General features: G+C 73.6%; 26 protein-coding genes. 11 read left to right on the forward strand and 15 right to left on the reverse strand.

The window, feature by feature from the left end; translation table 11 throughout:
- The first annotated feature begins 21 nt into the window (after window positions 1-21).
- Window positions 22-432 carry an MmcQ/YjbR family DNA-binding protein gene (locus ML5_RS26685; protein ID WP_013476903.1) on the forward strand — a complete coding sequence of 137 codons (411 nt, stop codon included), beginning with the start codon at window positions 22-24 and terminating at the stop codon, window positions 430-432.
- Between the two features lies 1 nt (window position 433).
- Here ML5_RS26685 and ML5_RS26690 read toward each other — a convergent pair whose 3' ends face one another.
- The gene (locus tag ML5_RS26690; protein ID WP_013286183.1) at window positions 434-970 is read right to left on the reverse strand and encodes a GNAT family N-acetyltransferase; all 537 of its coding nucleotides are present in this window, start codon (window positions 968-970) and stop codon (window positions 434-436) included.
- 108 nt (window positions 971-1,078) lie between these two features.
- Between ML5_RS26690 and ML5_RS26695 the strand changes: the two genes are divergently transcribed.
- On the forward strand, window positions 1,079-1,957 hold the full coding sequence (locus ML5_RS26695; protein WP_013476904.1) for a S9 family peptidase: 879 nt from the start codon (window positions 1,079-1,081) through the stop codon (window positions 1,955-1,957).
- An 8-nt stretch (window positions 1,958-1,965) separates the two neighbouring features.
- On the opposite strand, the gene ML5_RS26700 is transcribed toward ML5_RS26695, so the two are convergent.
- On the reverse strand, window positions 1,966-2,541 hold the full coding sequence (locus ML5_RS26700; RefSeq protein WP_013286181.1) for a TetR/AcrR family transcriptional regulator: 576 nt from the start codon (window positions 2,539-2,541) through the stop codon (window positions 1,966-1,968).
- 149 nt (window positions 2,542-2,690) lie between these two features.
- On the opposite strand from ML5_RS26700, the gene ML5_RS26705 reads away from it, so the two are divergent.
- Complete coding sequence (locus ML5_RS26705) at window positions 2,691-3,710, forward strand: aldo/keto reductase (RefSeq protein WP_013476905.1); 1,020 nt, start codon at window positions 2,691-2,693, stop codon at window positions 3,708-3,710.
- Window positions 3,711-3,727: 17 nt separating this feature from the next.
- Complete coding sequence (locus ML5_RS26710) at window positions 3,728-4,144, forward strand: ASCH domain-containing protein (RefSeq protein WP_013476906.1); 417 nt, start codon at window positions 3,728-3,730, stop codon at window positions 4,142-4,144.
- 15 nt (window positions 4,145-4,159) lie between these two features.
- Here ML5_RS26710 and ML5_RS26715 read toward each other — a convergent pair whose 3' ends face one another.
- From ML5_RS26715 to ML5_RS26730, 4 genes are all read right to left on the reverse strand, one after another.
- The gene (locus ML5_RS26715) at window positions 4,160-5,287 is read right to left on the reverse strand and encodes a CaiB/BaiF CoA-transferase family protein (RefSeq protein WP_013476907.1); all 1,128 of its coding nucleotides are present in this window, start codon (window positions 5,285-5,287) and stop codon (window positions 4,160-4,162) included.
- Between the two features lie 206 nt (window positions 5,288-5,493).
- Entirely contained in the window at window positions 5,494-6,573 is a 1,080-nt protein-coding gene (locus ML5_RS26720; RefSeq protein ID WP_236619298.1) for an aromatic acid exporter family protein, read from the reverse strand.
- A gap of 54 nt (window positions 6,574-6,627) precedes the next feature.
- The gene (locus ML5_RS26725) at window positions 6,628-7,005 is read right to left on the reverse strand and encodes a sensory rhodopsin transducer (protein WP_013286176.1); all 378 of its coding nucleotides are present in this window, start codon (window positions 7,003-7,005) and stop codon (window positions 6,628-6,630) included.
- The gene (locus ML5_RS26730) at window positions 7,002-8,204 is read right to left on the reverse strand and encodes a D-arabinono-1,4-lactone oxidase (protein ID WP_013476909.1); all 1,203 of its coding nucleotides are present in this window, start codon (window positions 8,202-8,204) and stop codon (window positions 7,002-7,004) included. Before ML5_RS26730 ends, ML5_RS26725 begins: the two co-directional genes overlap by 4 nt.
- A gap of 137 nt (window positions 8,205-8,341) precedes the next feature.
- On the opposite strand from ML5_RS26730, the gene ML5_RS26735 reads away from it, so the two are divergent.
- On the forward strand, window positions 8,342-9,076 hold the full coding sequence (locus ML5_RS26735) for a zf-HC2 domain-containing protein (RefSeq protein WP_013286174.1): 735 nt from the start codon (window positions 8,342-8,344) through the stop codon (window positions 9,074-9,076).
- A 117-nt stretch (window positions 9,077-9,193) separates the two neighbouring features.
- Here ML5_RS26735 and ML5_RS26740 read toward each other — a convergent pair whose 3' ends face one another.
- Both ML5_RS26740 and ML5_RS26745 read right to left on the reverse strand, forming a co-directional pair.
- A complete protein-coding gene (locus tag ML5_RS26740) occupies window positions 9,194-9,757 on the reverse strand; it encodes a sigma-70 family RNA polymerase sigma factor (protein ID WP_013476910.1) in 564 nt (187 codons plus the stop codon).
- Window positions 9,758-9,905: 148 nt separating this feature from the next.
- Entirely contained in the window at window positions 9,906-10,379 is a 474-nt protein-coding gene (locus ML5_RS26745) for a molybdenum cofactor biosysynthesis protein (protein ID WP_013476911.1), read from the reverse strand.
- A gap of 90 nt (window positions 10,380-10,469) precedes the next feature.
- On the opposite strand from ML5_RS26745, the gene ML5_RS31275 reads away from it, so the two are divergent.
- Window positions 10,470-11,720: a hypothetical protein gene (locus tag ML5_RS31275; RefSeq protein ID WP_236619299.1), complete on the forward strand. Its 1,251-nt coding sequence runs from the start codon at window positions 10,470-10,472 to the stop codon at window positions 11,718-11,720.
- A gap of 576 nt (window positions 11,721-12,296) precedes the next feature.
- Here the strand turns inward: ML5_RS31275 and ML5_RS26755 are convergent.
- The 5 genes from ML5_RS26755 to ML5_RS26775 form a co-directional block, all read right to left on the reverse strand.
- On the reverse strand, window positions 12,297-13,367 hold the full coding sequence (locus ML5_RS26755) for a PIN domain-containing protein (RefSeq protein WP_013286170.1): 1,071 nt from the start codon (window positions 13,365-13,367) through the stop codon (window positions 12,297-12,299).
- 35 nt (window positions 13,368-13,402) lie between these two features.
- Window positions 13,403-13,627 (reverse strand): hypothetical protein, encoded by a 225-nt coding sequence (locus ML5_RS26760; RefSeq protein ID WP_013286169.1) that lies wholly within the window; start codon window positions 13,625-13,627, stop codon window positions 13,403-13,405.
- A 128-nt stretch (window positions 13,628-13,755) separates the two neighbouring features.
- Window positions 13,756-15,345, reverse strand: coding sequence for a DHA2 family efflux MFS transporter permease subunit (locus tag ML5_RS26765; RefSeq protein WP_013286168.1), 1,590 nt, complete (start codon window positions 15,343-15,345; stop codon window positions 13,756-13,758).
- Between the two features lie 327 nt (window positions 15,346-15,672).
- Window positions 15,673-16,305 carry a DUF305 domain-containing protein gene (locus tag ML5_RS26770; protein ID WP_013476913.1) on the reverse strand — a complete coding sequence of 211 codons (633 nt, stop codon included), beginning with the start codon at window positions 16,303-16,305 and terminating at the stop codon, window positions 15,673-15,675.
- Complete coding sequence (locus tag ML5_RS26775; protein WP_013286166.1) at window positions 16,290-17,039, reverse strand: lytic polysaccharide monooxygenase; 750 nt, start codon at window positions 17,037-17,039, stop codon at window positions 16,290-16,292. Before ML5_RS26775 ends, ML5_RS26770 begins: the two co-directional genes overlap by 16 nt.
- Window positions 17,040-17,280: 241 nt before the next feature.
- Here ML5_RS26775 and ML5_RS26780 point away from each other — a divergent pair, with 241 nt between their 5' ends.
- A complete protein-coding gene (locus ML5_RS26780) occupies window positions 17,281-19,338 on the forward strand; it encodes a cellulose binding domain-containing protein (protein WP_013476914.1) in 2,058 nt (685 codons plus the stop codon).
- 7 nt (window positions 19,339-19,345) lie between these two features.
- On the opposite strand, the gene ML5_RS26785 is transcribed toward ML5_RS26780, so the two are convergent.
- Window positions 19,346-20,188: a phosphatase PAP2 family protein gene (locus tag ML5_RS26785; RefSeq protein ID WP_013476915.1), complete on the reverse strand. Its 843-nt coding sequence runs from the start codon at window positions 20,186-20,188 to the stop codon at window positions 19,346-19,348.
- Between the two features lie 74 nt (window positions 20,189-20,262).
- Window positions 20,263-21,903 (reverse strand): MDR family MFS transporter, encoded by a 1,641-nt coding sequence (locus tag ML5_RS26790; protein WP_013476916.1) that lies wholly within the window; start codon window positions 21,901-21,903, stop codon window positions 20,263-20,265.
- Window positions 21,904-22,024: 121 nt separating this feature from the next.
- Here ML5_RS26790 and ML5_RS26795 point away from each other — a divergent pair, with 121 nt between their 5' ends.
- From ML5_RS26795 to ML5_RS26810, 4 genes are all read left to right on the forward strand, one after another.
- Window positions 22,025-22,615, forward strand: a complete 591-nt coding sequence (locus ML5_RS26795; RefSeq protein WP_013476917.1) for a TetR family transcriptional regulator — start codon at window positions 22,025-22,027, stop codon at window positions 22,613-22,615.
- 80 nt (window positions 22,616-22,695) lie between these two features.
- Entirely contained in the window at window positions 22,696-24,027 is a 1,332-nt protein-coding gene (locus ML5_RS26800; RefSeq protein ID WP_013476918.1) for a low temperature requirement protein A, read from the forward strand.
- Between the two features lie 21 nt (window positions 24,028-24,048).
- Window positions 24,049-25,113, forward strand: a complete 1,065-nt coding sequence (locus ML5_RS26805; protein ID WP_013476919.1) for an SRPBCC domain-containing protein — start codon at window positions 24,049-24,051, stop codon at window positions 25,111-25,113.
- Window positions 25,114-25,401: 288 nt separating this feature from the next.
- On the forward strand, window positions 25,402-26,826 hold the full coding sequence (locus ML5_RS26810; RefSeq protein WP_013476920.1) for a non-reducing end alpha-L-arabinofuranosidase family hydrolase: 1,425 nt from the start codon (window positions 25,402-25,404) through the stop codon (window positions 26,824-26,826).
- The last annotated feature ends 1 nt before the right edge of the window (window position 26,827 follow it).

The following is a 26,827-nucleotide window of genomic DNA, read 5'->3' on the forward strand; positions in this document are numbered from 1 at the left end:
GGGTGCGGCTAGCCTGCGCGCATGACCGGCCCCGCAGACGTCCCGCCCGAGCACCTCGACCGCCTGCGGCCGGTCTGCCTCGGCCTGCCGGAGACCTACGAGGAGGCGGCCTGGGTGGGCGTCCGGTGGCGCGTCCGCGGCCGCACGTTCGCCCACGTGCTCACCGTCGACCCGGGCCACCAGGCGGCGTACGCACGGGCCGCGGCGACCGACGAGCCGGTCTGCGTGATGACGTTCCGCTCCCCCGGCGACGAGATCGCCGGGCTGCTCGCGGCCGGGCCGCACTTCTTCAAGCCGGACTGGGCCGCCGACGTGGTCGGCCTGCGGCTGGACGCGGACACGGACTGGACCGAGGTCGCCGAACTGCTCACCGAGAGCTACTGCGTGCTGGCCCCGAAGAAACTGGTCGCGCTCGTCGACCGGCCGGGCTGAGTCAGCCGAGCTTCTTGCGCAGCGTCTCGAACGCCAGGTCCGCCCGCAGCGGCACGCCGAACCGCTCGTCGCCGTACGGGAACGGGCTCAGCTCGCCGGTGCGGACGTAACCGCGCCGCTCGTACCAGCCGATCAGGTCGTCGCGCTGGACGATCACGGTCATCCGCATCTCACCGGCGTGCCACTGCTCGGCCGCGTAGCGCTCGGCCTCGGCCAGCAGATCCCGGCCCACGCCGCCGCCCTGCCGGCCGGGCGCGACAGCGAACATCCCGAAGTAGACGTGGTCGTCGCGGCGCTCCAGCTGGCAGCAGGCCACCAGGTCGCCGTCCTGCTCGGCGACCAGCACCACGCCGTCCGGGCCGGTGACCGCGGCGGTCACCATCGCCGGGTCGGTGCGCTGCCCGGCCAGCAGGTCCGCCTCGTGGGTCCAGCCCTGCCGGCTGCGCTCACCCCGGTACGCCGACTCGATCAGGTCGACGAGGGCTGCCACGTCTTCGGGACGGGCGACCCGGACGGTACGGGGTGCGGGGCTGGTCATGGCGGTTCTCCACGGTCGCGGCGGCGTACCTGGTCAGCGTACGCACGCGGGTGTCCCGGACGGCGGCCGGGACCACCGGGCGGGACGGTTCGTGGTTCACTGCCCGGCATGGAGACGACAGTCGGCACGGCGGGCCTGCCGGCGGTCCTCGACCTGCCGGCCGGGCCGGTACGCGGCGGCCTGGTGGTGCTGCACGGCTCGCATGCCGAGCAGCACTCCTACTTCCTCTACGCCCATCTGGCCCGGCTGCTGCCTCCGGCCGGGATCGCGGTGCTGCGCTACGACCGCCGCCCTCGGATCGACGGACACGACGTGCCGCTGGCCGACCAGGCCGAGGACGCGTCGGCGGCCGTGGCGGAGCTGCGCCGGCACGTCGGGTCGCCGCCGGTCGGGCTGTGGGGTTTCAGCCAGGGCGCGTGGGCGGCGGCCCTGACCGCCGTCCGGCACCCGGTCGACTTCCTGGTGCTGGTGGGGTGCAGCGCGGTGAGCCCCGCGGTCCAGATGCGCCACGGCACCGCCGAGCAGCTCCGCCGCAACGGCTACGGCCCGGCCGACCTCGCCGAGCTGGCCGAGCTGCGCCGCGTCGCCGAGGGATTCCAGCGCGGCGACGTGCCGCGCGCGGAGGCACAGGCGGCGATCGACTCGGCGGCCCGCCGCCGGTGGTTCCCGCTGGCGTTCCTGCCGAACGAACTGCCCGCGATGCCCGGCACCTGGACCGACATGGACTACGACCCGGCGCCGGTGCTGGCGCGGCTGACCTGCCCGGTGCTGCTCTGCTACGGCGAGACCGACGCGTGGATCCCGATCGAGGACAGCCTCGCGGTGTGGCGGCGGGCGGCGCGCGACGCCGAGCTGACGGTGGCCCGGCTGGCCGGCTGCGACCACGCCCCCACGCTCGGCGAGGGCGAGGATCTGGACAGCGTCAGCCCGCAGTACGAGCGGGTGCTGCTGGACTGGCTCGACCGGCGGCTGCCGCCCGCCGGCTGAGCAGGCGGTCAGTCCCGGTACCGCAGCCCGGCGAGCAGCAGGCCGACCAGCCGGCGCGCGTCGTAGCGGGGATCGCTGTCCGCGCCGATGCAGAGGTTCCCGACGCCGCGCAGCAGCTGGTACGCGTCGACGTCCCGGCGGATCTCGCCGGCCTCGGCCGCGGCGTCCAGCAGAGCGGCGCAGACCGGCACCAGCCGGTCGACGAAGTAACCGTGCAGCGCGTCGAACTGCCCGCTGTCCGCGCGCAGCGCCGCGGCGAGCCCGTGCTTGGTGACCAGCAGGTCGACGAACTGGTCGATCCACCGGGTCAGCGCGGCGTACGGGGTGGGTGCCTGCGCCAGGCAGACCGGGCCGGCTTCGGCGCACGCCTCGACCTGGTGCCGGTACACCGCGACCACGAGGTCGGCGCGGGTCGGGAAGTGCCGGTAGACCGTACCCACGCCGACGCCTGCGGCGGCGGCGATGTCGCGTACCGGGGCCTCGACGCCGGAGGCGACGAACACCGCGGCGGCGGCATCGAGCAGCGAGCGCTGGTTGCGCCGCGCGTCGGCCCGGCGTCGGCCCGGCCCGGTGGTGTCGGTCACGTTCGGCGTCCTCTCCTGGACTGCGGTTGCCAAACGGAACAGCGTTCCGTATCGTTACCGGAGCAATGTTCCGCATGGCCATCATGCCAGGCGGGACGAGAGATCACCGAGTCAGGCCGCGCCCGTCGCGGCCACCGGAGGGACACCCCATGCAGTACCGCACCCTGGGCCGCACCGGCGTACAGGTCAGCACGCTCGCGCTGGGCGCCATGAACCTCGGCCCGATCGGGCGCACCACCCAGGACGAGGCCACCGCGCTCGTCGGGGCCGCACTCGACGCCGGGATCAACCTGATCGACACCGCCGACGCCTACGGCAACGGGATCTCCGAGGAGATGGTCGGCCGGGCGATCGCCGGCCGCCGCGACGACGTGGTGCTGGCGACGAAGGCCGCCCTGCCCATGGGCGAGGAGCGCAACCGCCGGGGCGGCTCCCGGCGCTGGCTGGTCACCGCCCTGGAGGACAGCCTGCGCCGGCTCGGCGTCGACCACGTGGACCTCTACCAGATCCACCGCTGGGATCCGGCAACCAGCGACGAGGAGACGCTGTCGGCGCTGACCGACCTGCGGCAGGCCGGCAAGATCCGGTACTTCGGCACCTCCACCTACCCGGCCCACCGCCTGGTCGAGGCGCAGTGGGCGGCCCGCGAGCACCACCTCGGCCGGTACGTCACCGAGCAGCCCAGCTACTCGATCCTGCAACGCGGCATCGAGGCACACGTCCTGCCGGTCACACAGCGCTACGGGCTCGGCGTCCTGGTCTGGAGCCCGCTCGCCTCGGGCTGGCTCTCCGGGGCGATCCGGGCCGGCCGCGAGATCACCACCCACCGGTCCACGTTCATGCCGCAGCGCTTCGACCCCACGGTCCCGGCCAACCAGGCCCGGCTCGACGCGGTGGAAAGGCTGGCCGGTGTCGCCGACGAAGCAGGACTCACGCTGATCCAGCTCGCACTCGGCTTCGTCACCGCGCACCCCGCCGTGACCAGCGCGATCATCGGTCCGCGCACGCCGGAACACCTGCACAGCCAGCTCGCCGCCGCGGGCACCGTCCTGGACGCCGACGTCCTCGACGCGATCGACGCGATCGTCGCCCCCGGCGTCGACCTGGCCCCGGAGGAGAAGCACGACACCCCGCCCGCCCTGCTCGACCCGGCGCTGCGCCGCCGCTGACCGCTACGCTGCCGCGCATGGACGCCGAGCTGCCCACCTTCGAGTTCGCCTTCCCCGGCCCGCTGCGCGACCAGCTCGTCGCCGCGGTGCTCGACGGGGGCAAGACCACCACCACCGGCCTGCTCCAGGACTACGAGATCGACGGTGAGCCGCTACCGGCCGTCGGCACCCGCTCGGCGGTGATCGACTCCGACGGCCGGCCGGTGGCGGTGATCGAGCTGGTCGAGGTCCGCGTCGCCCGCCTCGGCGACGTCGACCTCGACCACGCCCGGGACGAGGGCGAGGGGTTCGAGACGGTCGCCGCCTGGCGCGCCGGCCACGAACGGTTCTGGCACGGCGACGACTACCGCGGCTGGCTCGGCGACCCCGCGTTCACAGTGGACGACGACACCCCGGCCGTGCTGGAACGCTTCCGGCTGGTCGAGACGCTCTGACGGCGGCCGGGCTGGTCACTCCGCGGCGAGCCAGGCGCGCAGCTCGACGCCGTGCTCGTCCAGCTCCGGCGGCGGCAGGTCGTAGCGAGGTGGCGCCCCGGACAGGCCGATCGGATTCCGGATCCCCGGTACCCCGCCGGCCGTCACCACCGGCTCCAGGCCGAGCCCTTGAGCCAGCGCCACCCCCTCGGCCACCGAGTTGATCGGGCTGCACGGCACGCCCGCGGCACGCAGCTCGGCGAACCAGTCCGCGCTGCCGCGCCGGGACAGCGCCGCCACCAGCAGCGGCCGCAGCTCGTCGCGGTGCGCGACCCGGTCGGCGTTGCCGCGGAACCGCGCGTCGCCGGCCAGCTCCGGCACGCCGAGCACCCCGCAGAGGGTACGGAACTGGCCGTCGTTCCCGGCGATCACCACCAGCTCGCCGTCGGCGGTGGGCAGCGGCTCGTACGGCACGATGCTCGGGTGCGCGTTGCCCATCCGGTGCGGCGCCGCCGCACCCGCGACGTACGCGCTGGCGTGGTTGACCAGCCCGGACAGTGCCGAGGAGAGCAGGTCCACGGTGACGTGCTGCCCGCGACCGGTCTCCTCCCGGTGCCGCAGCGCGGCCAGGATCCCGACCGCCGCGTGCAGCCCGGCGATCACGTCGAACACCGCCACCCCGGCCTTGTAGGGCGGGCCGTCCGCGTCCCCGGTGAGGCTCATCAGCCCGGCGGCGGCCTGCACCATGAGGTCGTACCCCGGCAGGTCGGCGCCCCCGGCGTCGCCGAAGCCGCTGATCGAGGCGTACACCAGGCGGGCGTTGCGGGCGGTGACCGTGCCGTGGTCGAGGCCGAAGCGGCGCAGCGCGCCCGGACGGAAGTTCTGGATCAGCACGTCGGCCCGGTCGGCCAACCGGTGGGCCAGCGTCAGGTCGCCGGGATCGGTCAGGTCGAGCACCAGCGAGCGCTTGTTGCGGTTGACCGCCAGGTAGTAGGTGGCCACGTCGTCGCGCACCGGGGGCCGCCAGCCGCGGGTGTCGTCACCGCCGGGCGCCTCCACCTTGACCACGTCCGCGCCGAGGTCGGCCAGGAGCATCGTCGCGTACGGCCCGGCGAGGATCCGGGAGAAGTCGGCGACCAGCACCCCGCGCAACGGACCCGACATGCCACCCTCCCTCGCCGCCGACCACGATGACACATACCCGACGGCACGCCCGGCAGGGGTGGCCGAGGACGCGCTGCTGGCCCTTCGTGGCGCGGCACCTGTCCGCGCACAAACGCCCCCGGCAGGTACGGCTGGTCGGCGCGCTGCCCCGCAACGCGATGGGCAAGGTGCAGAAGTCCCGGCTGACCGAGGTGTGACCGGCCGCCTCAGCGGGCCGCGGCCGCCCGGCGGACGAGCCGGCGGGCCTCGTCCGGCGGCACGCCCGTGGCGCGCAGCAGGTCGTTGGCGACGGTCCGCAACTGCGAGACCACGATGGTGCCGGAGAAGCCGATGTCCTGCCGGCACGCCTCGCCCGCGTCGCGCACCGCGCGCAGCACCCGCTCCCGGGCGGCGACCGGCTCCTCGGCGGCCAGGAACTCCCGGTGCAGCAGCCGGATCGCCTCGCTGAAGTGCTCGAGCGCGGCTGGTAGCTGCGGCGGCACCGGCTCCCGGTCCCGCAACGTGGTGCCGATCCGGCGGACCATGCCGCGGCTGTTGCGGAACGCCCGGTCCAGGTGCTCGGCGCCGTGCCGGTACGCGGCCAGGGCCCGCCGTCGCCGCCAGCGCACCGGGGAGAACCGGACCACCTCGTCGGCGGCGGTGACCATCTCGTCGATCTGGTCCAGCTCCGCCTCGGCGGCGCGCATCCGGGCCAGCACCTCGTCGGCCGCGCGCACGTCGGCCCGCGCCAGCGCCTCCGCCGACGCGGTCATCTGGCACGCGAACCTGTCGAGCGCCGGGTCGGCGACGCGGCGGACCGCGCGCAGCGGGTTCAACGGCGCGATCACGAGCACCACGAGCAGGCCGACCACACCGCCGACGAGCGCGTTGACGGTCCGGGGCAGCTCCAGCTCGGGCGACACCGGGGTCAGCGTGGCGACCAGGACCGCCGTACCGCCGGCCTGGGTGACGAGCGCGCCGGTGCCGCGGACGAGCACCGCCGCGGTGACCGCCAGGAACACGATCACGCCGGTCTGCCACGGCCCGGTGCCCAGGAGACTCACCAGCAGGTCACCGACGACGATGCCGAGCACGACACCGGCCACCAGCTCCACGGTCCGCCGGGTGCGGTTGCCGAGCGAGGCGGCGATGACGCTCACCGCCGCGGCCGGTGCGAACGTCGGGTCCGGGTTACCGAGCACCTCCCGGGCGACCGTCCAGGCCAGCGCGGCGGCCAGGCCGGCCTGGACCGCCACGAGGAAGTACGTCCGCAGCCTCCGGTGACCGGTCCGGCCCACATCACGCACCCGGTCGACGGCAGCCCGCATATACCGGGGTACCCGCGGCCGACCGCTCGAATCTCATCCGGGGTACGCCATCGTGCCGGTCAGCGCCACCACACCGGGCAGCCGGGTGTCCTGGCGCAGGAACTGCACCACCACCGGCACCGGGGAGCGCAGCACGCAGCCGTACGGGCGGTCCAGCCGCACGGCCTCCGGATCGATCAGGTCATTGACCCGGACGTGCCGGATGCGGCGGGCGCCGACCAGCAGCCGGTACGGCCCCACCGGCTCGGTGTCCTGGTAGTAGAAGTCCAGTTCCACAGCGGCGTCCCGGTCACCGGCGTTGAGCACGCAGAGCTGGTCGAAGGCGGTGAACGCCGGTTCCGGGCCGTGCGCGGGGAACGGCACGTGCCCGCCGGGCACCACCCAGACCCGGGCGCCGACGGGCGCGCTCACTGCTCCTCCAGCAGCCGGGCTATGTCCGGCGTGAGGAACACCCCGTCCGGGTCGAGCCGGCGGCGCACCGCCTGGAAGTCGTCCCAGTGGGGAAAGAGGGGACGCAGTTCCCGCGCGCCGAGCCAGTGCTTCTTGCCCCAGTGCGGGCGCCCGCCGTAGTGCCGGAACACCGCCTCCACGTCCCGGAAGTACTCCTCGTACGGCAGTGAGGTGTTCTGCAGGCAGGCGATCGTGGTGGTGGGCCGGCCGTAGGCGTTGCTGAGCCAGATGTCGTCCGCGGCGATGGTGCGCACCAGCACCCGCCAGGCGGCCACCCGGCGGTGCCGGTCGCGCACCCGGCGGCGTACCTCGGCGAAGCACGCCGGGAACGCCTCCGACGGCAGCATGTACTCGATCTCCTCGAAGCGCAGCTCCCGTTCCCGGGGAATGGTGCGGTGGGTCGGCCCGACCTGGCTCTGCCGGGGCTCGCCGTCCGGCAACCGGACGTCCGCCCGGTCCGGCGCGGCGTCCGTGTCGATGCGGTTGATCACCCGGATCTGCGTCCGGTCGCTGCGCGGGTACCAGTAGAAGTCCATGTTGCGGTTGGTGTGCTGGAGTTCGGCGAGGTGGTCCAGGGTCCAGTCGAGGTGCGTGCACCAGGAACGGCGGTGCAGCTGATAGGTCGGCTGCACATCGAGCGTGATCCGGGTGACCACGCCCAGCGCGCCGAGGGAGAGGCGGACGGCGGGCAGCAGGTCCGGGTTGCGGCGCGCGTCCACGTCCAGCACGTCGCCGGTACCGGTGACCAGGCGTACGCCGGTGACCTGGGTGCTCAGGTTCCCGAAGCCGATGCCGGTGCCGTGGGTGCCGGTGGCGGTCGCCCCGGCGATCGACTGGTAGTCGACGTCACCCAGGTTGTCCATGGCCAGCCCGGCGTCGTAGAGCCCCTCGCCGAGCGCCCGGAGCTTGGTGCCGGCCCACGCGGTCGCGAGCCGCCCGTCGTCGGAGATCACGCCGGACAGCCGGTCCAGGCCGAGCAGGATCCCGTCGGTACGCACCAGCGGGCTGGACGAGTGCCCCGAACCGACCGGACGGATGGTGGCGCCGGTGGCCCGGGCACGGCGCACCAGGTCGCACACCTCGGCCTCGTCGGCCGGCTCGGCCCGGTCCGCCGGCGTGAAGCGGAGACTGCCGGACCAGTTCACGAATTCGCGTGTCACAGCGGCCCCTCCCCGGCCGGCTTACCCGTGCCCGCCCGGGGTAGTCGCCGCCGCGCCGTGACCGCCGCCGCCGGGCGGCCCGGCGTGACCCGCACCCCGCCGGGAACCAGCGCGGCGCTCCCGACGACTATCCCTACATGGTGTGTGAGCAGTGGCGGGAGATCCTGTCGGCACAGCTGGACGGTGAGGCGTCCGAGTCGGAGATCGAGGCGGCCGAGGCGCACCTGACCGGCTGCGCCGGCTGCCGCGGCTGGTTCGACTCGGCCGCGTCGGTGACCCGGCGGGCCCGTACGCAGCTCGCCCCGCGGGTGCCCGACCTGGTCGACGCGGTCCTGGCCGCCGCTCCCCCGCCCCGGCCCAGCCGCCGCCATCGGATCACGCTCGGGCTGCGCGGGGCGCTCGGGCTGCTCGGCGCGGTGCAGCTCGTACTCGGCCTGGCCCAGATCGGCCGGGAGGCGGTCGTCACCCACGCGCACACCTCCGGCCAGCACCTGTGGCACGAGTCGGCGGCGTGGAACGTCGCGGTCGGCGCCGGGTTCCTCTACGTGGCCGCGCGCCGGTCCGCCCCGTCCGGCCTGCTGCCGATGCTCAGCGCGTTCGTCGCCACGCTCGTGCTGCTGTCGGTGAACGACCTGATCACCGGGCAGGTGGCGATGACCCGGCTGGTCAGTCACGGTTTCCTGCTGGTCGGCTGGGCCGTGATGCTGGTGCTGTCCCGCCTCGGCCGGCGCCCCGGCGACACCCCGCCCGGTCAGCGCCGGCCGGACGGATCTCGGTGGGCGCTGCCGACCGAGGAACCGGCCGCGCCGGCGCTGCGGCTGGTGCCGCCCGGCCCGTACCCCGCACAGGCCCGCGACCGGCGCGCCGCCTGACGGCCCGCGGCGCGGGTCTCCGGCTCGCGGCGTCCCTGCGGCCCTCGGTCGCGGTCGGGCCCCGGCCGGTCGCGGTCCCCGCAGGCCTCGGCGGTCGTGGTCTCGGCGGTCGTGGTGTCAGCGCGCCCGGCGGTCGCGGGCGTCGCCGGACCATGCGGCGACCAGGTCCTCCCGGGCGCGGGCCACGCGGGAGCGGATGGTGCCCACCGGGCATCCGCACACCTCGGCCGCCTCGGCGTAGGACAGACCGAGCACCTGGGTGGCCACGAACGCCGCCCGCCGGTCCGGCGCCAGCGTGGCGATGAGACCGCGCAGCACCACCCCGTCCTCCCCGCCGCCGGTCACCGCGCCGGCCGCCTCCGCGGCGGCCTGCCAGTCCGGCAGCGCCGCGACCCGGGGCCGGGCGGTCGCCGCCCGCACGTGGTCCACCGCGACCCGGCGGGCGATCGTGAAGATCCAGGTACGCGCCGACGACCGGCCCGCGAAGCCGGGCAGGCTGCGCAGCGCGCGCAGGAAGGTCTCCTGGGCCAGGTCGTCGGCCTCGGCGGGCCCGGCCAGGTGGGCGAGGAAACGCCACACCGGCGCCTGGAGGGCCCTGACGAACGCGGCAGCGGCCAGCTGGTCACCCCGGGCGGCGCGTCGTGCCCACCCGGTCACCTGCTCGTCGTCGTCCGCGCTCATCCGCGGCCGACCCGCCGGTCCGGCATGCTCATGCCGGACGGTACGGATGCGCGCCCCGCTCGGTTCATCAGTGGCGTCCCTCCTGCCGGCGCCGGAGTCCGGTCACCCCCGGTTGGTCGGCCGGCGGGTCAGGAAAGTTCCCTCGCTGTCAGTCGTCCACGGAGACGGTGACCGGCCCGACCCGCAGGACGCCGTCGGTGAGCGGCGAGCACCGGACGCCGCCGCGGCGGCGCATCGCCTTCCACGTGCCGGGGGCGACCACCACGTCGAGCCAGGCGCAGGGCGGGGCGGCCCGGTGCACCCGCAGCCGGACCGGGCCGTCGCCGGAGTCGAGCGTGAGCACGCGCCCGACCAGATCGTCCACCGGGATGCCCTCGGTGAGCACGTTGCGCCGCAGCTGGGTGAGGTCCGCGCCGGGCGGCAGCGACTCCCGCGCGATCAGCGTGACGCTCGCCTGACGGTGCGCGGGACGGCCGAAGTAGCGGTCACCGACGATGCCGAGCCCGGCGCGTAGCTCCACCCGGTCCACCAGCTCGCCCGGTGGCGCGGGGGCGGGTCCGTCCGCCGGGCGGCCCACGTACCGGTGCACGGGTGAGGCCAGCAACTGGACGATCCGCGGCATGCGCGAAGTCTAATCGGGGGCATACCACCGCCAAACCGGACGATAGCCGCGCTCACGTATCCGCGCCCTCCGCAGGACGTTGTACCAGGTGTGACGGCGAGGCGACCCGACGCGATCGGGGCTCATCCGCAGCGGCGACTGGCCTGGGCGCGGCGCGAGAACGAGCGCGGGCGCCAGGCGTACGAGACGGCGGCCCGGACCTGGCGCCGCCGCGCCGACCACCTCGACCGGCTGTCGATGGAGGCGGCGGGCTTCCACGGCTGCCCACTGCCCGGCACCGCGCTGCCGGTGCCGCTGGACGACGGCGAGGTCGTCTACCGCATCCTGCCCACAGTCGACCTGGTCGAGGCGACGGCCCGGCACCTGCCCGGGATGCCGGTGCCGGACCGCACGCTCGCCGGTTGTCTCGACCCGTCCGACGGCCCGCTGCCGGCGGGACTGCGCGTGGTGGACAGCGGCACCGCCGTGGTGACCGACCGGCGGGTGGCCTTCGCCGGGCAGAACGCCCGGCGGGACTGGCCGCTGCGGGACGTGCGCGGCCTCGGGCACCACCCGGACCGTCCGGTCACCCTGCTGCACGACGGCGGCGCCCCGGCGGGCCTGCGCGTACCGGCCCCGGGCGCGGCGAACACCAGGTTCTACCTCACCCTCGCCCACGCCGGTGCCACCGGCACACGGCAGGCGGTCGTCGAGGACGTCGAGGCGCTGCGGTCCGCCCACCGGGCTGCCCGGCCCCGGCCTCCCCGGCCGCTCGGCCCGTGGGACGCCCCGGCCGACCGGGCACTCCCCCAGCGGCTGGCCGCGGCGGGCGTCGCGGCGGCGGCCGTGCTGCTGGGCGTCACCTCCGCCGGCACCTGGACGGCGACAGCCGGGCAGACCGATCCGGCGCACGGACAGGCGACCGCGCCCGCCACCACGGCCGCACCGCCCGCGCCCGGGGTGCCGCCCGTGGCGACTCCGGTCGACCCGCCGTCGCCGGTGGTCCGGCCGACCCGGCCCGCGCCGCCACCGAAGCGCCTCCCGAACGCGACCGCAGCGTCCGGGGCGCGAGTCCTCACCACCGCACCGCCCGTCGCCGGGTCGCCGCCGGCACGGGTCGGCGACCGCCCGTCGACGCCCGTCGAGCCGCCCAGCCCTCCCGCCGACCAGGTGACTCCGGCGCCGACCGCGAGCCCGACGAGCGACCCGGATCCGACCGGAGAGCCCGGTCCCACCGGCGACCCGAGCCCGACCGCCTCATCCGAGGCGGCCCTGCTGGACCTGGTGGGCCAGGTGGGCCGACGGCTCGGCCTGGCCGTAAGGCTCGGCGCGACAGCCCAGGTGGACGCGGCCCTCTCCTGACCCGCGGAGTGGAGTGCCAGCCGAGGATGAAGGTGCCGCCATCCTCGGCGTACCGGTCGAGGACGGCGAACGAGGCCGCGCCCAGGCTGCTGATCGGCTGTGCCCGGGCGGTTGCCGCGGCGACTGCTTGATCGCACCCGTGGCGGCCGCTTGATCGACACCCGTGGTGGCCGCTTGATCGACACCATTACGCCGAGGTGGCGGCATCCAGCCGGCTCGGACCCCGCCACCTCGGCGAGCTGGCGTGGATCAAGCTGGGTGTCCCAGGCGGGGAAGATCGGTCAGCGCCGTGGCCCACCGGCGCAGCCCTTCCCGCAGCCACGTCCCACCGCCGCATCCCCTCGCCGCCCGATCCCATCCCCTCGGGATACCCCGAGCCCTTGAGCCACCGTGCCCTTGAGTCCCCGAGTCCCCGAGCCCCGAGCCCCGAGCCCCGAGCCCCGAGCCCCGAGCCCCCGCGATCTTGCACTTGCTGCCCTCGGGATAGGCGATTCATCCCGCTTTCGGAGGTCGGTAAGTGCAAGATCGCGGAGGCGAAGGCGGGGGCGAGGGGCGGGGCGGGGCGGGCGGAGTGGGTCAGGGGGTCTGGGGAGTGAGGAGGTAGTCGCCGTCGTCCGGGCTCCAGCGCAACTCCACCGCGCCGCCCGTCGCGGCGGCCTTGCAGAACTGGAGGAAGCTGCGGTAGCCGAGCTTCTTCTCGCTGAAGTCGGGCCGGGCGCGCCGGAGCTGGTCCTTCAGCCCGGACAGCGCCACCGCTCCGCCGTCCGCGGCGAGGTCCACCACCACGGAGCGGAGCAGCCCGAACGCGACCTCCCGGTCGCCCTGCTCGGGAAGTGACACCTCCGGGTCGCCCTTGGCGGGCCCGGCGGCCAACTCCACCACGTTGTGCGCCGCGAGGTGGCGCAGCAGTTCCCCGAAGGTACGGAAGCCGTAGTCGGACTCGCTGAACGTGGGATCCTTGCGGAGCAGGGCGCGCTTGAGCGCGGAGGCGGTCACGTCGCCGCTGGAGCTGCCCTGCATGCCGGCCACTGTCTGCACGAGCTGCACGGCGAGCGTGTCGACGTCCCGCGCCGACTCCTCCTCGGCCGCGGTCACCACCACGGGCTCGGGCGCCGGCTCAGCCGGTGAGGGCCGGGCCGGGCGCGAGCGGCGGGCGGCCGGTGGCGGTACGTCCACGCCTTCGAGGCGGTCGTAGTAGAGGAACTCGTCGCAGGCCGGCGGCAGCAGCGCGGAGGTGGACTTCTCCACCCCGACGCCGATCACCCGCTTGTTGAGTTCGCGCAGCTTGTGCACGAGCGGGGTGAAGTCGCTGTCCCCGGTGCAGATCACGAACGTGGAGATGTAGCCGCGCTCGAACGCCAGCTCGACCGCGTCCACCGCCATCTTGATGTCGGCCGCGTTCTTGCGCGAGGCGCCCATCCGCTGCGGGATCTCGATCAGCTCGACGTGTGAGCGGGTGAGCATGCGCCGGTCCTCGTCGAAGTACGACCAGTCGGCGTACGCCCGGCGTACCACCACGCGTCCCCGCTCGGCGAGCGCGTCGGCGATCGGCCGGAAGTCGAACGGGCGGCCGCCGTGATGGTCCCGTACGCCCAGGGCGAGGTTCTCGTAGTCGAGGAACAGCGCGATGCGATCTTCGTGATCCACGGTGGCAGCCTAGCCCGGCCGGAACGCCGGACCGGTCAGCGCCGCTCGTCGCGGTAGACGGTCTCGCGGCGGGCCACCCGCTGGATCGCGTAGCTGGTCACCAGCAGCAACAGCGCGAGTACCACCTCGACGCCCGCGACGGTGCCGGTGGCGACGGTGAGACCGAGCAGCAGCAGGATCAGCCCGACGACGGCGAGCAGGCCCGCCAGCAGCAGCCGGTTACGCCGTCGCGCCGACCGCTGCGCGTCGTCTGCGCTCACGCTGACCCGCCCTCCTTCGGTTCCGTCTCCGATCCTAGGCGCCGGTCGTCGCCGGGGTGGCGGATCGCGGCGCCGGAAACGGCCCGGGGCCGGACGCAGACGCGTCCGGCCCCGGGTCACGGCGGCGGTCAGTGGATCGGGACCGGCACCGGACGCTTGTCCTCGCCCGGGTCGCCGTCGAGCAGGTGCGAGGGCTCGCGGCGGCGGGGCAGGAACGCGGCCGGAATGAAGGTCAGCAGCACCAGACCGAAGGCGACCCAGAACGTGGTGGAGAAGGAGTTCGCCGCGTAGTCGAGCCCGCGCTCGATCAGCGACGGCGGCACCGGGAACTGCTGGGTCAGCTCGGGCTGCTGCTGGGAGGCGATGGCGAGCTGGGCCTCGGTCAGCGGGGCGCCGGTGGCCGGGTCGGTGACGCCGGGGATCGGCCGGGAGCCGTTCAGCTCGCTGGTGAGGATGACCGACATGACCGCGGCGCCGACCGAGCCGCCGATCTGCTGGAGGATGTTGACGAGCGTGGAGCCGCGCGCCACCTCCGCCGCGCTGAGCGTCTTCAGCGCCGAGGTCATGATCGGCATCATCGTGCCGCCCATGCCGAGGCCCATCACGAACAGCGAGCCGCAGAGCAGCCAGTACGACGTGTCGGTGCCGAGCTGGGTGAAGGTGAAGAACCCGGCGGCGATGAGCACGAGCGCGAACGGCACCGTCCGGCCGACCGGCACGCGGTCGGCGAGCATGCCGGCGATCGGCATGGTCAGCATCGCGCCGATGCCCTGCGGCGCGATCAGCAGGCCCGCGGTCAGCGTCGTCTCGCCGCGCACCTGGAGGAAGTAGCTGGGGAACAGCAGGCCCGCGCCCATGAACGCGATGATGAACACGAACATGGTGACGGTGGCGATGGTCAGGTTGCGGTTGCGGAACAGCCGCAGGTCGAGCAGCGGGTGCCGGGGCCGGAACGAGTAGAGCACGAAGGCGACCACGAGCGCGCCGCCGGCGAGCATCGGCAGCCAGACCTTGGTGTCGGCGACGGTGCCGGTCTCGGGCAGCGTGGAGATGCCGTAGAGGAACAGCGCGAGACCCGGCGAGAGCATGAGCATGCCGAGGAAGTCGAACGACTCGGACGGCTCGGCGTTGTCCTTGGGCAGGGCGAGCTGGGCGTAGACCAGGGCGACCACGCCGATCGGCAGGTTGATCAGGAAGATCCAGTGCCAGCTCGCGACGTCGATCAGCCAGCCTCCGAGGATCGGGCCGGTGATCGGGCCGAGCAGCATCGGGATGCCGAGCACCGCCATCAGGCGGCCGATGCGGTGCGGGCCGGCGGCCCGGGTCATGATCGTCATGCCGAGCGGCATGAGCATGCCGCCGCCGAGGCCCTGGATCACCCGCCAGGCGATCAGCTCGCCGATCGAGTCGGCCGTGGCGCACAGCCCCGAGCCGATGGTGAACAACGCCAGCGCCACCATGTAGAGGCGTTTCGTGCCGAACCGGTCGGCGGCCCAGCCGCTGAGCGGGATCACCGTGGCGAGCGCGAGCGTGTAGCCGGTCATGGTCCACGCGACGCGGGCGTACGTGGCGTCGAACTCGCTCTGGAACGTCGGCAGCGCCACGCTGACGACTGTCACGTCGAGGATCGACATGATCGCACCGAGCACGACGACGCCGGCCACCTTGAGTACGGCGGCGTCGAGCTTCGTCGACGTCGCGACGGGTTGCTGGGTCACTGACGGTCTCCTGGATCCGGTCCGGCACTGGGTGTCGGCGGCGGCGCCGCGCGCCGTCTGCGGAGCGCGGGCGGAACGCGCGGCGGGGCGGCGTCCGGGCGACAGCGTAGCCATGACCAGGGACGAGGCGCGGCCGGTTTTGCCGACGGGAGAACCACGGCGGCACGCGAACCGGCCGCGCCGCCGGCGCCGATCCGCTCCGGCGGCTCGCGGAAAGGGCTGGTGCGCGCCGATTCGCCGCTCTTGTCGAGCCGGTCACCGGCGGCGACGACCGTGACGAAGGTCATGCCCCGTCCGGGCAGCTCCGGCGCTTCGGCACGCCGCCGATCAGCCCAGGCCGGCCATCAGGTCGACCTCGGCCGTACGCGAACGGTCGATGCGGCGGGCGAGGTCGCGTACCCGCTCGCTGGTCCCGGCGGCGACCTGGGCGCGGGCCAGGTCGGCCGCGGTGCGCTGGTGCCGGCTGAGCACGTCGAGCAGCACCCGGTCGGCGTCGGCGGGCGCGGCGGCGCGCAGGCGGGCCAGTCCGGCGGCGGCCTCGCTGTGCCCGGAGTGGTCGTGCCGGGCGGCCGCGGCGGCGGCCGACGGACCGGCCTCGCGCAGCCAGCCGCGCATGGTGGCCAGTTCGTCGGTCTCGGTGGCCCGGACGGCGGCGATCAGCGTGCGGATCCGCGGGTCGGTGGCCCGGTCGAGGCCGAGCCGGACGATCTCCAGCGTCTGCTCGGTGTGCGCCACCATCATGGCCAGGAACAGCGCGTCGATCCCGCTGACAGTGGCGTCCGCGCCGGCCGGGACCGAGGTCGTGGCGGACGGGACCGGCGGGGACGGATCGGCGGCGGGCGGCCCGCCGCACCCGGGCAGGGCCAGCGCCACGCCGAGCAGGGCCGCGGCGGACGCGCGGCGGAGCCGGGGACCGGCCGGCTCCGCCGCGCGGGTACGCGGGCTCAGATCTGCTGCCACAGCGCCGGTACGTTCGGCGGTTCCCAGCCGGCGATGGCGGTGTGCGCCTGGCGGCAGCGGTAGCTACGGCCGTCGTAGGTGACCGTGTCACCGACCTGGTACGCCCGCCCGGCGGTCCACGTGCCGCCCGGTGCCGGGGTGCTGGTCCGGGTGGGCGTGGGCGAGGGCGCGGGCGTGGTGGGCGCAGCCGTCGGGGTGGGCGGCGGGGTCGGGTTGCCGCCTCCGCCGCCGATCTGGAGGTCGACGCAGGAGTAGAACGCGTTGGCGGTGTCGGAGATGTTCCAGATGGCGAGCAGCTTCTGCCGGCCGGAGAAGCCGCCGAGGTTGACGGTGTGCGACACGGTCGCGCCGGGCTGGCGGCCGCCGCCGTCGACCACGGCGACCCGGGTGCCGCCGATCCAGTACTCCCAGTTGGCGGTGGCGTGCCGGGCGGTGTTGACCCAGGTGAACGTGACGGTGCTGCCGACCGATGTGGCCGGCCAGTTGCGGCTGTCGTCGTTGAGCACCGCGAACTGGGCGATGCCGGCGTGGCAGCTGCGCAGGCCCTTGGGGCCCTCGACGCTCTGCGGCTCGTACTTGATCTGACCGCAGTCGGGCACCCGGTTCTGCGCGCAGAGCGCCTGCCTGCTGGGCGGCGAGGAGACGTAGCCGTGGGCCTGCGCGGGCGCGGCGAGCGCCAGCGTCCCGGTGACGGCACCGGCGGTGAGCAGCGGGAGGGTGATTCTTCGGCGCATGGTGGCAACTCCTTCGGGGGGAACGGAAGGTGCCCCGAACATAAATTAAACATTGTTAACAGTAAAGACTCCTGTCTATAAATTAAGCCCTGCACTCCCCCGCGCCGGGCGTATGATCCTCATCGATGGCTCGCCGCGCGGAGCCGATCGTCGTTCGTGGGCACCCGTCGCCGTCACGGCTCCGGGAGGACGACGCAGACCGGGCATCGCCTCGTCGTCCCACTCCGAAGGACACCCCCGCATGAGGAGAACCACCGCGTTCGCGGCCAGCCTGCTGCTGCTCGCCACCGCGCTCAGCACCGTCGGCGGGCCGGTCGCCGCCGCCGACCCCACCGACCCGGTCACCGTCACCGTCAACACCCGCGCCGGGCTGGCCACCGTCCCGGCCACCGCACTCGGCGTCAACCACGCCATCTGGGACTCGCAGCTCGGCAGCGCCGAGACGTCCGACCTGCTCAAGGCCGCGGGCGTGAAGATGCTGCGCTACCCCGGCGGCTCGTACGCCGACATCTACCACTGGGAGACGCACACCGCGCCCGGCGGCTACGTCGCACCGAACACCGACTTCGACACGTTCATGGCCGGCGCCCGCCGCGTCGGTGCCGAGCCGATGATCATCGCGAACTACGGCACCGGCACGCCCGCCGAGGCGGCGGCGTGGGTCCGCTACGCCAACGTCACCAAGGGCTACGGCGCCAAGTGGTGGACCGTCGGCAACGAGAACTACGGCAACGGCCACTACGGCTCGGCCTGGGAGGCCGACGACCACCCGGACAAGAGCGCCTCCCAGTACGCGCGGCTGGTGGTCGAGTACGCCGACGCGATGAAGGCGGTCGACCCGAGCATCAAGGTCGGCGCGGTGCTCACCATGCCCGGCAACTGGCCGGACGGCATCACCGCCGGATCGGATCCGGGGCCGTGGAACCAGACCGTGCTGTCCATCGCCGGCCCGAAGATCGACTTCGTGGACGTGCACTGGTACCCGGGCGGCAGCGCCGCCGACTCACTGGCCCGCACCAACCACCTGCCCGACGCGGCCTGGCTGCTGCGCCAGCAGATCGCCCGGTACGCCGGCCCCGGCGCGGACCGGATCGGGATCAGCTTCACCGAGCTGAACGTGGACGCCGGCCGCACCACCGCGCCGGGCGCGCTGTTCCTGGCCGACGCCTACAGCGGCCTGCTGGAGCAGGGCGTGTTCACGGTGCAGTGGTGGAACGTGCACAACGGCATCGGCACCGTCTCCGAGGTGGCCGGGCAGACCGACTACGGCGACTTCGGGCTGCTCTCCAGCGGCAACTGCACCAGCGACGGCGAGGTGTGCCAGCCGGCGTTCAACACCCCGTTCGCGCCGTACCACGCGTTGTCCATGATGAACCTGTTCGTCCGGCCCGGTGACCAGCTCGTCCGCGCCGGGACCGACCAGCCGCTGGTCGCCGCGCACGCGGTCCGCCGGCCGGACGGCAGCGTCGCGGTCCTGCTGCTCAACAAGGATCCGGACAACGCGTACCCGGTGGCGCTCGACTACGCCGGGTTCACCCCGGCCGACGAGGCACCGACCGTGCACACGTTCACCAACGGCGCGACCGCGATCAGCACCGGCCGCTCGGGCGACGCGACCGCCCGCACGCTGCCGCCGTACTCGCTGACCACGCTCGTGCTGCGACCGGCCGGCAGCTCGGCCGGGCGGCCCGGCGCCCCGGGCCGGCCGACGGCGAGCGCGGTGACCGACCGCGCGGCGACCATCTCCTGGCCGGCGGCCACGCCCGGCGGATCCCCGATCGCCAAGTACGAGGTGCACCGCCAGTACGGCGCGGTGAGCGAGCAGCTCGGCGAGACCGCCGGCACCTCGCTCACAGTGGGCAACCTCGAACCGGGCGCCCGCTACACGGTCAACGTGCTGGCCCGGGACACCGCCGGGCGGGTCTCGTGGTCGTCACCGCCGCTGACGTTCGCCACCGGCAGCCCCGCCGAGAGCTCCTGCGCGGTGCGGTTCGACGACGACAACGACTGGGGCAACGGGTACGTGGCGAACGTCGAGGTGATCAACACGGGTGCGAAGGCCGTCGACGGCTGGACGCTCACCTGGACCTGGCCGACCGCCTGGCAGCAGGTGAGCAGCGGGTGGAGCGCCACCTGGGACCAGCAGGGCCGCGACGTCCGGGTGACGCCCACCGCCGACAACCGGCGGCTCGCCGCCGACGGCGGGAGCACGACTGTGGGCTTCGTCGGCGCGTACAGCGGACCGAACGTGCCGGTGGGTGCGTTCCGCCTCAACGGCACGGTCTGCACGCTGCGCTGAGGGGCGGTCAGCCCCGGCCGGGTGGCCGCAGCCGCACGTCGGCCGCCGCCGGGACCTTCGGGTTCCGGCGGCGGCCGGCCCGGCGCGGCGCCGGCACCACGTGCGGGCGCAGCGGTCCGGGCGGCAGCGTGGGCAGGTCCGGTGCGGGTGTCGGCAGCACGGCCAGGATCACCACGAGAAGCACCACCGCGACGACGCCGTCGAGCCAGTAGTGGTTGCCGGTGACCACCACCACGAGCGCGGTCACCAGCGGATGAAGCAGCCAGAGCCGGCGGCGGCGTCCGGTGGTGACCGCCATCAGCGCCACCGCGATCGCCAGCGCCCAGCCCACGTGCAGCGACGGCATGGCCGCGTACTGGTTGCTCAGCTGGTCGGTGTCGGGAGGTCCGTAGACGCTCGGCCCGAACCGGGTGCCGGTGTCGACCAGCCCGGTGAGCGCGGTCAGCCGTGGCGGCGCGAGCGGGACGCAGACGTGCAGCACCAGCGCGACCGCGGTGAGCGCTGCCAGGGCCCGCCGCAGCCGCACGTAGTGGGCCGGGCGGCGCAGCCAGAGCCAGACGAGGCAGAGCACTGTGGCCGGGAAGTGCACGTAGGCGTAGTAGGAGTTCGCCACCCGCACCAGCAGATCGTGCGCCAGCAGCGGTCCCTGCACGAGCGTCTCGTCGGGCAGGCGCAGCAGCCGCTCCAGCCGCCAGACCCACTCGCCGTTGGCCAGGGCCACCTCGGCGTGCCCGGCCACCACCTGCCGGCCCGCCTTGTAGGCCAGGAAGAGCACAGCGACGAGCGCCAGCTCGCGCGCGGCCCGCTGCCATGCGGCGAGGCGGGCGTGCGCGGTCCGCGTGACGTCCACGGCTCCTCCTTCGGTTCGTCCCCGCATGGACCAGGGCCGCCGCCGGGGTCGGCGACGGCCCTGGGGGTACGGGCTCAGCGGCGGGCGCGTTCCTCCCGGCCGGCCGAGTCCACGCTCACCTCGTCGAAGGCGGGCGCGCCGTCGACGGCGTCCGCTCCCACCGCCACCGAACGGCCGGTGTCCGGCAGGTCGAGGCTGGAACGCAGGGTGACCGGGCGCAGCAGCAGCGCCGCAACGATACCGACCACCGCGATGGCGGCCGAGATCAGGAAGATGTGCCCCGTTGCGTCCCCGTACGCGGCCCGCACGATCTGCCGGACCGGCTCGGGCAGCGCGTCGAGGTTGAGCGTGCTGCCACCGCCCCCGCCGGTGGTGGGGATGCCGGCCGCGGCGAGGTCGTGTGTGATCCGGTCGGTGACCCGGCGGGCCAGCACCGCGCCGAGCACGGACACGCCGATGGTGCCGCCGAGCGAGCGGAAGAACGCGACGCTGGCGCTGGCCGCGCCGATGTCCTTGAGCGCGACGGTGTTCTGCACCGCGAGCACCAGGTTCTGCATGGTCATGCCGACGCCGACGCCGACGATGAACATCGCGAGGCCGACGAAGACCAGCGAGGTCTCGTGGTCGATGGTGCCGAGCATGGCGAACCCGATGACCAGCACGACGGACCCGAACACGATGTACGGCTTGATCTTCCCGGTGGCGGTGATCATCCGGCCGGCCACGATCGAGGAGATCAGCACACCGGCCATCATCGGGATGGTGAGCAGGCCGGCCTCGGTCGGGCTGTAGCCGCGGCCGATCTGGAAGTACTGGCCGAGGAAGACCGCGCCGCCGAACATGGCCATGCCGACCGCGAGGCTGCCGAGGATCGCCAGGGCGGTGGTGCGCTCGCGGACGATGTGCAGCGGCACCACCGGCTCGGCAGCCCGCGCCTCCACCCAGACGGCGAGCGCGAGCAGCAGCACCGAGCCGCCGACCATGGCGCCGGTCTGCCAGGAGACCCAGGCGAAGGAGTCGTCGACGAACGAGATCCAGATCAGCAGCACGCTGACGCCGGCGGCGATGAGCGTCGCGCCCAGGTAGTCGATCTTGACGTTGTCCCGGCGCACGGTGGGCAGGTTCAGGGTGATCTGCAGCAGGAACAGCGCGGCGGCCGCGACCGGTACGCCGACGAAGAAGCACCAGCGCCAGCCGAGCCAGGAGGTGTCCACGATCAGGCCGCCCAGCAGCGGGCCGCCGACGGTGGCCAGCGCCATGACGCCGCCCAGGTAGCCGTTGTAGCGGCCCCGCTCACGCGGCGGGATCATGGCCGCGATGGCGACCTGCACGAGCGCCTGGAGGCCGCCGACGCCGATGCCCTGGAACGCGCGGGCGGCGATGAGCTGCCCGGCGCTCTGCGCGAAGCCGGCCGCGACCGACCCGACCAGGAACACCACGATGGCGATCTGGATCAGCAGCTTCTTGTTGAACAGGTCGGCCAGCTTGCCCCAGATCGGGGTGGTCGCGGTGGCGGTGAGCAGGGTGGCGGTGACCACCCAGGTGTACTGCGTCTGCGAGCCGTTGAGCGCGCCGATGATCTTCGGCAGGGCGGTCGAGACCACGGTGCTGCTCAGCATGGCCACGAAGAGCACCAGCAGCAGACCGCTGAGCGCCTCCAGCGTCTTCCGCTTGCTCATGGGGGCGGCCGCAGCCGTCGTGGTGGGTGCGCTCATGCGCGCGTCCTCCAGATGTGTCGATTTCGGGTGGCCGCTTCGTTGCCTCAAGCAATCAACACTAAACCTTGCCCGGCAGGCAAGTTTGCCCATTGAGAAATGGGTCACCTACGCTTGGCCCATGGAGGAGTGCACCGGGCTGCGGGAGCGGAAGAAGGCGGCCACCCGCCTGGCGCTGCACGAGGCGGCGCTGTCCCTCGCCGTCGAGCACGGCCCCGACCGGATCACCGTGGAGGCGATCGCCGACGCCGCGAACGTCTCCCGGCGGACGTTCTCCAACTACTTCGGCGGCAAGGAGGAGGCCCTCTTCCACGGCGACACGCTGCGGTTGCGACGGCTCCTCAGGCTCGTCGCGGACCAACCGGCGGAGCTGTCGCCGTGGGCCGCGCTGACCCGGGCCGCCCTGGTCCAGGCCGAGGACGGCTACGACGACCCGGCCGAGCCCTGGCTCAACCGGCGCCGCCGGCTGCACGGCCACCCGAGCCTGGCCGCTCACCAGGTCGGCGCGTACGCGGCCCTGGAGCGGGAGATGGCCGCGGAGCTGGCCCGCCGGCTGACCGGACCGGAGGCGGCGCTGCGGGCCCGGATCGTCGCCGCGACGTTCCTCGCGTCCCTGCGGATCGCCGCCCACGAGTGGCTGGAGCACCCGGGGCGGTCGTTGCGCGACGTGCTGCGCGACGTGCTCGCCCTGGCCGCCCCGGCGGCGGGCTGAGCGCGCGGCTTCCCCGTCGGACCGGTGGAATGGCCGGCGAAAGCGGCACCGGGCCTGACCTGGGCTGACACACTCGCCCGGTGGGTGGCGACCGGTGGCGCAAAGGGCTCGGGCCCGCGACCGGCGTCGCCCCCGCCACCCGGGTCGACCGGTTCGAGATCTTCTTCGACCTCGTCTTCGTGGTGTCCTTCTTCATCATCACGCGCGCCACCGCCGCGAACGTGACCCCGCAGCAACTGCTGCACGCGCTGCTGGTGCTCGCCGTGCTCTGGTGGTGCTGGGTGGTGCACAGCGCGGTCGCCGCCCGGCTGCGCCTCGGCGAGGGCTTCGTGCCGATCCTCATGGTGGTCGGCATGATCGCGCTGTTCACGTTCGCGCTCGCGCTGCCGCAGACCTTCGGCGACCTGGACAAGGGCAGCGCCGGCCCGATCCTGGTCACGATCAGCTACGTGGTGATCCGGTTCGTGCACACCGCCCTGTACTGGTACGCCACGCGCGACGACCCGCCGGCCCGGCGCAAGCTGCGGCTGTTCCTTCCGGAGGCGGTGATCTCGGCCGGCCTGCTGCTGGTGGCGGCGCTGCTGCCGCCGCGTGTGTCCCCGGAGGTCGGCCCGTGGCTGCGCGACGGGCTGTGGATCGCGGTGGTGGCCATCCAGTACAGCAGTGGCCTGCTGGCCGGCACCGACGGCTGGAAGATCACCTCGGCCGAGCACTGGACCGAGCGGTACGACCTCATCCTGATCATCGCGCTCGGCGAGTCGGTCATCTCGGTCGGCGTCGGCGGCAACCTGCTCGGCCAGCCCGTGACCTGGCCGGCGATCCCGGCGGCGATCTTCGGCATCCTGTTCACCGCGGCGCTCTGGTGGGCGCACTTCGACATGATCGGCCCGGCCGCCCGGATCGCGCTGCACGCCGCCCACGGCCCCGCGCGGGTGGCGCTGGCCCGCGATGCGTACGCCTATCTCTACCTGCCCATGATCGCCGGGGTGATCCTGTTCGCGATCGGCGCCGAGGAACTGGTCCGCATCGTCACCGACCCGGCGGGCGGCCCGATGGAGCGCGGCCACGGGCCGGCCGTGCCGCTGCTCTTCGGTGGCGTGCTCCTCTACCTCGCCGCCAACATGGCGTTCCAGTGGCGCGCGCTGCGGACGCTGTCCTGGTCCCGGGTCGGCACCGTGGTGCTGCTCGCCGTGGCGCTACCGGTCGGCCGGCACCTGCCGGCGCTCGGGGCGCTGGGTCTGCTCACCGCCATCTGCGTGGCACTGGTGGCGGTCGAGCTGGTGATCTTCGCCGATTCCCGGGTCGCGTTGCGCCGGCTGATACACGAGGAGAAGGCCAGCGCCGAGGAGAGCGAGGCCGCCTGGCGGGCTCGCTGGCGCGACGACGGCGACAGTGCCCCGCACCGACCTTGACACAGGCCCTAGAGTCTCCGCGTGATCGAGATCGTCACCGAGGTCGACCTGTTCCACCCGCCCGCCCGGACCTGGCGGGCGCTCACGGAACGCGCGCTGCTGGCCAAGTGGTTCGCCGACAGCGCGCCCGGGTCCGACAGGTGGATCCTCGCCACCGCCGCGCTGCCCGGCTACGACGGCGACACCGAGGTGGAGACCGTCGAGCTGCGCGCGCCGCACCGGCTGGTGGTCCGCTGCCGGGAGGCCGGGCGGGCCACCCGGCTCGCCTGCGACCTGACCCCCACCGCGCACGGCACCCGGCTGTCCGTGCGGGAGGTGCTCGAAGAGGGCGACTGGGACGCCGACGCCCGCGCCGAGCAGCACGAGCAGGCAGTCACCGGACGGCTGCCCGCGATCCTCGACTGGCTGGCGTTCCAGAACGTCGACCTGCGCCGCGCCGAGGGCGGACTGACCGCCGAACTGCCTGTGGTCCGGCTGCTCGGCGACGACAAGCGCCGTCCCGGGCGGCGCCGGGTGCTGCTGGCAGCCGGCACGGTGACGCTGATCGCCGCCGCGGCCGGGGCCACGGTGTGGGCCACCGCCGACGAGCCGCCCGCGCCGGCCGCGCCGACGCCCACGACCTCGCTGGTGATGCCGTCCAGCGCCACGCCGTCGGCCCGGCCCACGACCGCGCGGCCCACGCCCAGTGCCAGCCGCCGCAGCGCGTCGCCCTCGCCGACGCCGTCACCCACCCCCAGCCGTACGCCGAGCGCGACGCCCTCGACGGTGGCGGCGGCACCGCTGACCGCCACCTACGAGACGGTCACCGACCGGGTCTTCGGCTACCGGGGCGAGGTGGTGCTGCGCAATCCCGGCCCGTCCCCGCGTCCGGGCTGGACGGTCACCGTGACGTTGCACGACGGCGCCACTGTGGGCAGCGTGAGCGGGGCCGAGGCCACCCAGGACGGCACCGTGGTCACGTTCACCGGTGGGGCGTTGCCGGGCGGCGAGTCAGCCACCATCCGGTTCGACGTCCGCGACCCGGACCCCCAGCACGACTCCCCCGCGGCGTGCACCGCCGACAACACCCCCTGCACCCCCGCCTGACCCCCTCCCTCTCCCCCTCCCCCCACCCTTGAAGCGCGTCGATCATGAGGTTAGACCGCGGATTTGCCCGCATTGAGGGCGGTCAACTTCATGATCGACCCAGGCCGACCCGGACGGACAGTGCGCAGGCGTGGGGTGGAGGGGCGCGGGGGCTGATTCGGTGGGTGCGGAAATGAGTTGTTGAGTGCGTGGGAGCGCTCCCGTAACATCCCTGACGCGGCTGTTAACGCTCACAACACAATCGCCACCGCCAATGCCAGAGCCGCTGCCCCCGCAGGAGGTCAATTCATGTCCAGATCCAGGTCAGTCAATGCCATATGGGCATCGGCCGGCGCCGCGCTGCTGGCGTCGGCGTCGGTCGCCGTAGCGCTGCCCGCCGGAGCCGCCGCCGCGGGCTGCTCGGTCAACTACGCGATCTCGTCGCAGTGGCAGGGCGGCTTCGGCGCCAACGTCACCATCACGAACCTGGGCGACCCGGTGTCGAGCTGGACGCTGACGTGGTCGTTCGGCGCCGGGCAGACGGTGACCCAGTCGTGGAACACCGAGCTGACCCAGAGCGGAGCCGCTGTGACCGCCCGCAACGTCAGCTACAACGGGTCGATCCCGACCAACGGCAACACGTCGTTCGGCTTCAACGGCTCCTGGGGCAGCAGCAACCCGGTGCCGACCAGCTTCGCGCTCAACGGGGTGACCTGCACCGGCGGCACCACGCCGACGAGCGGCCCGACCGGCTCGCCCACCACGGCCCCACCGACCACGGCACCGCCGACCACTGCACCGCCCACGACCCCGCCGCCGGGCGGGACGTGCAACCTGCCGTCGTCGTACCGGTGGTCCTCGACGGGTGCGTTGGCGCAGCCGCGGTCGGGCTGGGTGTCGTTGAAGGACTTCACTGTGGTGCCGTACAACGGCCGGCACCTGGTCTACGCCACCACCCATGACACCGGAACGCGGTGGGGGTCGATGAACTTCGGGTTGTTCACCAACTGGTCCGAGATGGCCTCCGCGTCGCAGAACGCGATGTCGTCGGGGACTGTGGCACCGACCCTGTTCTACTTCGCGCCGCGCAACATCTGGGTGCTGGCCTACCAGTGGGGACCGACCGCGTTCTCCTACCGCACCTCGAACGACCCGACCAACCCGAACGGGTGGTCGTCGGCGCAGCCGCTGTTCACCGGCAGCATCTCCGGTTCCGGCACCGGCCCGATCGACCAGACCCTGATCGCCGACGACCAGAACATGTACCTGTTCTTCGCCGGTGACAACGGCAAGATCTACCGCTCCAGCATGCCCCTGGGCAACTTCCCCGGCAGCTTCGGCTCCAACTACACCACCATCATGTCGGACTCGACGAACAACCTGTTCGAAGCCGTGCAGGTCTACAAGCTCCAGGGCCAGACCCGCTACCTGATGATCGTCGAGGCGATCGGCTCCCAGGGCCGCTACTTCCGCTCCTTCACCGCCACCAGCCTCAACGGATCCTGGACGCCGCAGGCGGCCACCGAGTCCAACCCGTTCGCCGGCAAGGCCAACAGCGGCGCCACCTGGACCAACGACATCAGCCACGGCGAACTCATCCGCACCACCGCCGACCAGACCTTCACCGTCGACCCCTGCAACCTCCAACTGCTCTACCAAGGCCGCTCCCCCAACTCCGGCGGCGACTACGGCCTCCTGCCCTACCGACCCGGACTACTCACCCTCCAGCGCTGAG

The organism is Micromonospora sp. L5, from assembly GCF_000177655.2.
Taxonomy (GTDB): Bacteria; Actinomycetota; Actinomycetes; order Mycobacteriales; family Micromonosporaceae; genus Micromonospora; species Micromonospora aurantiaca.

Bases quoted from the DNA above. Each gene is read 5' to 3' on its own strand.
- ML5_RS26685 (WP_013476903.1), top strand. From the start codon at position 22: ATGACCGGCCCCGCAGACGTCCCGCCCGAGCACCTCGACCGCCTGCGG.
- ML5_RS26690 (WP_013286183.1), bottom strand. From the start codon at position 970: ATGACCAGCCCCGCACCCCGTACCGTCCGGGTCGCCCGTCCCGAAGAC.
- ML5_RS26695 (WP_013476904.1), top strand. From the start codon at position 1,079: ATGGAGACGACAGTCGGCACGGCGGGCCTGCCGGCGGTCCTCGACCTG.
- ML5_RS26705 (WP_013476905.1), top strand. From the start codon at position 2,691: ATGCAGTACCGCACCCTGGGCCGCACCGGCGTACAGGTCAGCACGCTC.
- ML5_RS26710 (WP_013476906.1), top strand. From the start codon at position 3,728: ATGGACGCCGAGCTGCCCACCTTCGAGTTCGCCTTCCCCGGCCCGCTG.
- ML5_RS26715 (WP_013476907.1), bottom strand. From the start codon at position 5,287: ATGTCGGGTCCGTTGCGCGGGGTGCTGGTCGCCGACTTCTCCCGGATC.
- ML5_RS26735 (WP_013286174.1), top strand. From the start codon at position 8,342: ATGGTGTGTGAGCAGTGGCGGGAGATCCTGTCGGCACAGCTGGACGGT.
- ML5_RS26740 (WP_013476910.1), bottom strand. From the start codon at position 9,757: ATGAGCGCGGACGACGACGAGCAGGTGACCGGGTGGGCACGACGCGCC.
- ML5_RS26745 (WP_013476911.1), bottom strand. From the start codon at position 10,379: ATGCCGCGGATCGTCCAGTTGCTGGCCTCACCCGTGCACCGGTACGTG.
- ML5_RS26775 (WP_013286166.1), bottom strand. From the start codon at position 17,039: ATGCGCCGAAGAATCACCCTCCCGCTGCTCACCGCCGGTGCCGTCACC.
- ML5_RS26780 (WP_013476914.1), top strand. From the start codon at position 17,281: ATGAGGAGAACCACCGCGTTCGCGGCCAGCCTGCTGCTGCTCGCCACC.
- ML5_RS26790 (WP_013476916.1), bottom strand. From the start codon at position 21,903: ATGAGCGCACCCACCACGACGGCTGCGGCCGCCCCCATGAGCAAGCGG.
- ML5_RS26795 (WP_013476917.1), top strand. From the start codon at position 22,025: ATGGAGGAGTGCACCGGGCTGCGGGAGCGGAAGAAGGCGGCCACCCGC.
- ML5_RS26810 (WP_013476920.1), top strand. From the start codon at position 25,402: ATGTCCAGATCCAGGTCAGTCAATGCCATATGGGCATCGGCCGGCGCC.